Genomic DNA, 7,065 nt, shown 5'->3' with positions numbered 1-7,065 from the left:
CTCCTGTCGAACTCGATCAAATTCACGCCACAGGGCGGCGAAATCTGGCTGAAGGTCGGATGGACCGCTTCAGGCGGGCAATATCTCAGCGTCAAGGACAATGGCTCTGGAATCGCCGAAGACGAAATCCCGATCGTGCTGGCGTCATTCGGGCAGGGTTCGAATTCGATCAAATCCGCCGAACAAGGCGCGGGCCTCGGACTGCCGATCGCGAAGAGCCTGGTCGACATGCATGGCGGCACGTTCACTCTGCGATCCAAGCTCCGTATCGGCACTGAGGTTATCGTCACGTTTCCCCCGGAGCGCGTGATGTCCGCTTTGGCGCCAATGGCGGAGGAAGCTCCGCCGCTGCAACCGGCTCCGGCAGCCGATCCGACCATGGATGAAAGGCGTCGCATGCGGAACAAGCCGATCATGAACGCGGGCACAGGTCTTTAAACAAGGGTTCGGGAGTGCATGAATGATCGTCATGATCCTGAATGAGTATCGAACCGCCATGCCGAGCACGTCGCATCGACCCACGACAGCCGAAAACATGATGGGTGCATCGTGATCCGTATCCTGCTTGTCATCGGGATGCTGGCGGCGACGGCGGGCGCCGTGGTCGCTTATGGCGATCCGGCTCGAATATCGGCGGCGAAAAGCGTGGTCTCGACCATGCTGCGGGAGGCCGGGGCGGGTCCCCCGCGCAGCGTCCAGATTCCCCGCGCCCAGAGCGGCGATTTTACGCTGCACGCCAAGATCAACGGCGTGAAAACGGCGATGATCATCGACACCGGCGCAACCTCCGTCGTCCTCACCTACGAGACCGCGAAGGCGGCCGGGTTGCCGCTGGAATTGCTGAACTACGACGTCGACGTCGAAACGGCGGGCGGACACGCGCGCGCGGCGCGGCTGACCCTCGACCGCCTTGCGGTCGGAAAGCTCGTGGAGCGATCCGTGCCGGCCCTCGTGGTGCCGCGCGGCCAGATGAAAACAAACCTTCTCGGGATGAGTTTCCTCAACAGGCTCGAGAGCTGGGAAGTTCGCGCAGACCGATTGATGCTGCACGGCTATCCCAGATGAAAACAAACCTTCTCGGGATGAGTTTCCTAAAGCGGCGTTCGATTGCATGGAACGGGATCGATCCGCTTCCCGCGCGATGCGCGGCAATGACATCTCCACGTCGAACGCTGAAGCGGCCACAGCGCGAGCTTTGAACAGCATTTGTCACAAAAATGCGCACTTTGATTGAGAGCTTGTAAGCGTTGATTCGCTGCGTCTCTCTCGACTCTTGTTTTCCATATTTTGTCGGTCATCCGTTATCTCTATGGAAGAGCCGCTCCATATTTCAAATTCGATTTGACGGAATTGTTCGTACCGCGTCATTGCCGTTTCGGCGGAGGGCATTTTGACGACATTGCGATCCTGGATCGAGAGTAACGATTGGCTTCAAGGCATACTGTTAACATCGACGATTGATACGCTTCTCAGCGGACTCGAAGTTGATACCGCCACCATCAGCGACCCGGTCGGCGGATCCTATAAAGGCGAAGCGCACGCGGGAGCCGCGGCGCATCCGCTGTTTTTCGATCTCTCGCTCGCGCCGTTTGGTCCCCCGCTGCCGTTTCGTTTCGCCCTTCGGCCGGACGGCTTTGATCTCGCCTTCGACCTCGGACAGGTGCCTCCCGCCACTCGCTTCACCGATCTCGCGGCCGACAGCGCAGGACGCGCATTCACGCCCGCGATCCACAATGGCGTAGCCGGCGGCGAGGAATGGCTCACCGCGACGGCGGGCCAGGTCAAGGTGATGGGTGCGACGATCGCACTCGTGATCGAGGGCCGGAAGGGCGCGCAGGCGACCATGCGCCTCGGGCCATCGATCGATCAGCCGGACGGCGTGGTCAAGCTTACGCTCGATCCACCGACCGTCATGCTGGGATCGAGCGGTTTCGGCCTCGAGCTGCCGGATGGCTTCTTCATCGACATGAGCGCGCAAGCCACTCCGCCGCCCGCATCGGTCGACGGCCATCCGATCGCGCTGCCCGGCGATACGCCGGCGTGGAAAGGATTGTCGATCCGCAACGCGCGCTTCTATTTGCCCGAGAGCGTGCCGCTGTTCGGCCGCACCGCCGTCGATGCGCAGATCGAGATCGGGCTTGATCCCGCAGGGATCGCGCTATCTGCGGAGGCTCATGTGCCGGCGCGCGATGGCAAGCCCGCAATGACGGTGCGCATCGAATGCATCGATCCGACGGCGACCGGCCTCACCTCTTTCCTTCCAACATTGGTCGAGGTCGCGGTGGAATTACCGGTCGACCAGTATCATGAGAACGTTGGTGGCGGGACTTTGCATGTTCTCGCCAGCCGGCCGCTGATCGCACGCGCCCGCTTCGCGCGCGAGACCAATGACGCTGCCGCTCCCACGCGGCTGTCGATCGGCATCGAGGCGCAGGGCGATAACGGTATTCTGGCGGTCAGTGCCGAGGGTGGCGGCGCCGCCGAGAAAGGCTTCATTGCTGCCGGCGCGTTTGCGACCGCGCTGATTGCGGAGAAGAATCTCGGCAGCGCCGGCGCGGGGACACCTGCGGCCGGGCTTCTCACCGCCGGAATGGCGTTCAGCGCGCTGCTCAACGACAAGGGCCGTCTCGTGGTCCACGGCGTCGAGCTTGCCACCGAAGGCAAGCCGAAGGGCCTCGCGCTCACCGACAAGCAGACCTTCACGCTCGACTATGCAGTCGATGTCGCGATCGTTCCCATCAAGCTCGGCGTGATGTCGGTCTCGCTGGCGCCCGAGGAGCCGCTGCGCATCCGCTTGCGCGGCGTGGTGCTCTCGCTCGACCATTCCAAAAGCGGCCTCGGCATGATCGGGCTCGACTACCGGCACGCCACGATGGAGGTCGAGGATCCCGGCCGCTGGCTCATCGAAGGACCGGGCTCGTTGTTCGACGTGCTGGGCTCGCGCAGCGGGCGAGGTTCGATCTGGCTCGAGGTCGATCTGCGCTTCAAGCTCAACCTCGGCCCGATCCGGGTCTCCGGCGCGACCATCCGCGCGACGCTCGATCCCGACACCCACAAGATCACGGCAAGTATCCGCGGTCTCGACGCGCAGATCACCATGCCCGGCGTCATCGAGGGCGAAGGCAAGGTCAGCGTCAGCGACGCCGGCTTCGAGGCGATGATCCGCGTGCAGGTCGTGCCGGCCGGATTCAATGCCGAGGCGTCGCTGCGATTGCATGGCAAGATGGTGCTGCTCGAACTCGCAGCCGACCTGCCTGGACCGTTGCCGCTCGCCAACAGCGGGCTCGGCCTGTTCGGCGTCGGCGGCACGTTCGGTATCGCGACCACGATCGCACCGCCGGCTCCGGGCGAGGACCCGATCGAGCACGCGCTGCTGTGGGACCCGCAGGAGCCGCCGCCGCCCGGCCGCCCCGAGCCGTTCAACGAGTCCGCCGGCAACTTCACCTTCGGATTGGAAGCCGTGATCGGGACGCTGCCCGACATGGGCTTCGCCTTCAGCGCCAAGGCCGGCCTGTTCCTCACGGTGCCGGACCTCGTCGTGCTCGGCGCGATCGACGCTACGATCCTCTCCGGCCGCATGAGCATCACGCACAAGCCGGATCCCGATCCCGACTTCCTCGCGCTGCGCGGCGCGATCATCGTCGACCCCGCCGACGCGGTGACGTTCGGCATAGCGGGCACGCTGAACATTCCGGTGCTGCTGACGGCAAGGATTCCGTCTGGCGGACGCTTCCCCGTCACCGGCGATATCTCCGACTGGTCCCTCTACATGGGCGCCGACGGCTACGACGGCCAGGGGCGCGGCATCGGACCGGCGACTGTCAGAGTCTTGCCGGACATCTTCAACGTCGGGGCTTCCGGCTACTTCATGCTGCGCGGGAACGGCATCGAGAAGTGGCCGCGCGGCGGTCCGATGAGCTTCGACGGCTTCATCCTCGCCTTCGGTTTCGGCATCGACCTGAACTTCGGCCCGCGGCCGATCGTGTGGGCCGAGGTTCATGCATCGGCCGATATCCTGGTTGCGACGAGTCCGCTGATCCTCGCCGGCTTCGGTCATGTCGACGGCTCCGCGCATATCGGCCCGGTCTCTGTCGGTGTCTCTGCCGACCTGCAAGCCTTCATCGCCGAGGGCAACACGTCGATCTACGCCAAGGTCTGCGGACACGTGAACCTGCTGTTCACGAAGGTCCGCAAGTGCGTCGAATTGAAATTCAGCTCCGAACCACCGCTGACGGTGCCGCCTCCGACCTCGCTGCCGCTCGACCGGCTCGAAGGCGGGCAGATCGTCGGCCAGAACGCTCTGCTGATCGACGACAAGTACCAGCTTCTCCACGAACTGCGGCAGTCGCCGGAACAAGCGCAGACGGTCTGGCCCGACGCGCTCATCGCCCTCACCTTCGCGTTTCCGCCGCGTCTCGCCGGCGGCTGCGGCGGCGCGCAGTTTCCCACCATCGACCAGTATCCCGAGGGCGATCGCGCCCGGCCGTTCGGGAGCAACCTGCTCGATTATCAATGGGAGCTGCGCAGCCTCCAGCTTTTCGATGTCACCGGCGACGAACACGGTCTGGGCACACCGGTGCCGGGCGACCTGAGCGCCGCGTGGCAGGCGGGACGTACCGGCAATCCCGGCACGTCGGCGGAACCGGCCGAACTGATCCTGTTCGATATCAAGGGGACGTTCTTCATCGACCGCATGAGCGACGCCGGCCAGTCGCTGCCGGGCGATCCGATCGGCGCGCTCGGCAGCGTTTGCAGGCCCGATGCACGAGCACGCATCGGCTGGACGCTGGGCATCGACGCGGTTGCGCATGAGGAACTCTGGCGCCTGACGCCAGAGACCGTCAACGCCGATCCGACGCGGAGCCGCGTCGGCGGGCTGCTGATGCCGGGGTTCACGCGGTCGGACGTGCAAACCGTCACGCCGCTCGACGAGATCGGGCGTCAGGCGCTGCCGCCGATGGTGAACTACGTGAAACCGCGCGGCGCGTCCCTTCCCTCTCCGATCAAGGTCGAACGGGACTTTACCGGCGCGCTGCTGCTGGAATACGCGATTCCGGCCGATGGCAGTGAACTCGCATTCGAGAGGCTCAACCTTCGCTTCAACGCGACGATCTATCTCGACGAACCGATCGCCAGCAGCGGCTTCCTGTTCCTGTGGGCGCCGTCCGTAAGTCTCGACGGCAAGGGACCTGGCCTGGTGCGCGTGTACGATCCCAAGGACCGGAGCAATGCGTGGTATCCGGACACGAAGGACATCGGCAACGGCCAGCAGGTGCTGATCTTCAAGGCCCCCGGCACCGTGACCGCGCTGCGGATCGAGTGGCCGGCGACGCAGCAGCTTGGCCTGCTCGGACTGGAAGGCATGACGGCTACGGCGCTTGCCGCCGCACGGGCGCGCAACGATGCGCAGGCCGCGGCCGCCGCCACCCAACAGCAGGCCACTAACCACGGGCCGCTCACCGATAGCGCACATCAAGGCGGCGCCTCGCGCTGCCTTCTGCAACCTGGCAAGACCTATCGCCTCGACGTGGAACTGGCGTGGACCGGCACGCTCTACAAGCAGATCATCTATGGCTTGCGCGTGCCGGCCGCGACGTCAAGCTCCGACGTCGATCCGACGCTGCCGACAAAGCGCAGCTATTTCTTCAAGACCACGCCCTTGCCTCCGACGCCCGCGCCGCAGCCTCATCCGGCGCCCGGCGGCACCGTCTATTACGGGCAGCCGATCGCAGCCGTGAAGTTCGGATTGCCGAACTATCTTCAGACGCTACACCGCGCGCAGGATACGTTCGCGCCGGAACTGCTGGAACGCCACCTCTCCGGCCACGAGCCGGCACAAAGCGAAGTCGCGCGCTTCCGCCACGATCCGCTGCGCGCGCATTTCGACGTCGGGCATGTCGAAGCGCTCGCCAGACTCTACAATTACACGCTCAAGCTCGGCCTGCGCCGCACCGATACCGCCGAACCGTCCGGCAATCTGTCCCGGCTGGTTGCCGCATTCAGCGCGGCGCTCAATCCGGCATTCCTGAGCAGCGCCGACCAGCGCCGCTATCAGGTCGCGACCGGCGTCGCCCTGATCGATGGCGATGTGGTTGTGGCTGAGACACATCCCTGCCCGGTGCCCAAGCCCGGCCTCACGCTCGACGCCACCGCAGAACTTGAGCCGCAGGCCTGGTACGAACTCTACGTTCATATCGATTCGACAATCGCGGGCGCGCCCGCCGCGCGACTGCCGGGCGTCAGCTTCCAGACCTCGCGCTGGTTCGCGCCGGCCGACATGCTCGCCGCCTTGAGCTTCGGCGCGACGACGGCCGGCGCTGCGACTGGAGATCTCGAGATCCAGGCGGTTTCCGGTTTTGCGCGCGGACCCGTGCTCGGCGACGACGGCGCATTCGACGACGCGCTCCGCCGGATCGGACTCGAAGGATGGCCGATCGCGGAGAAGCCGCGCACGAGTCTCTTGTGGCTGCCGCGCGCGGACGACAGCGGCTGGGATTGCGCCGGCGTCCTCATCGAATCGCCCGAGCCGATCCATCGCGACGGCCGCTGCACCATGGACGGATTGAGCGCCGTGCTTGCGCCGAGTCATCCGGTCGTGACCTTTAACACCCAGTTCCGCGACCGCTCCGGCTCGCGCATCCTGTTCCTCAGCGATACGCCATTCCTACCCTCGCCCTGGTTCGACGTTGGCCATCTCGTTCCCGGCAGCAAAATCCCCAGCGGGAGTTTCAAGCAGCTTGCCAGACCGATAACGAAGGCCTTCTCGGACGCCGCGCCCCGAACCGCGACGACGCGCACCAAGGCCGCACGGCGCTCGCTCAAGGGGGCGGTTGCGCCGTCGGTCGCTGGCCACTCAAGCCACCTCATCAAGCCAGGAGGAGTGAAGCCGCTGCCGATTCCTCTGAGTCACCAACCCATGTTGCGGCTGAACATGACCGACCACCGACCCGATGGGACAATCGCGGCGCTCACCGGACTCCTCCTTCTTCCCAAAGCGCCGCTGTTCGCGGGAGAAGCCCGATGATCCGCTTTGCTTCGCCTGCCTGGCTTGCGCTGTTCGCATTG

General features: G+C 65.1%; 3 protein-coding genes. All 3 read left to right on the top strand.

Annotation, left to right across the window (positions count from 1 at the left end):
- Positions 1-438, top strand: a 438-nt coding sequence (locus tag ACMDCM_RS16920) for a sensor histidine kinase (RefSeq protein ID WP_412774813.1), incomplete at its 5' end; no start/stop codon positions are given.
- A gap of 111 nt (positions 439-549) precedes the next feature.
- The gene (locus ACMDCM_RS16915) at positions 550-1,065 is read left to right on the top strand and encodes a TIGR02281 family clan AA aspartic protease (protein WP_412774812.1); all 516 of its coding nucleotides are present in this window, start codon (positions 550-552) and stop codon (positions 1,063-1,065) included.
- A gap of 325 nt (positions 1,066-1,390) precedes the next feature.
- Positions 1,391-7,024, top strand: a complete 5,634-nt coding sequence (locus ACMDCM_RS16910; RefSeq protein WP_412774811.1) for a hotdog family protein — start codon at positions 1,391-1,393, stop codon at positions 7,022-7,024.
- Positions 7,025-7,065: the final 41 nt, after the last annotated feature.

The sequence above is a fragment of the Nitrobacter sp. genome (genome assembly GCF_047149785.1).
Classification (GTDB): Bacteria; Pseudomonadota; Alphaproteobacteria; order Rhizobiales; family Xanthobacteraceae; genus Nitrobacter.
The sequence above is the reverse complement of the archived record's forward strand: the minus strand, read 5'-3'. Positions and strand labels throughout refer to the sequence as shown.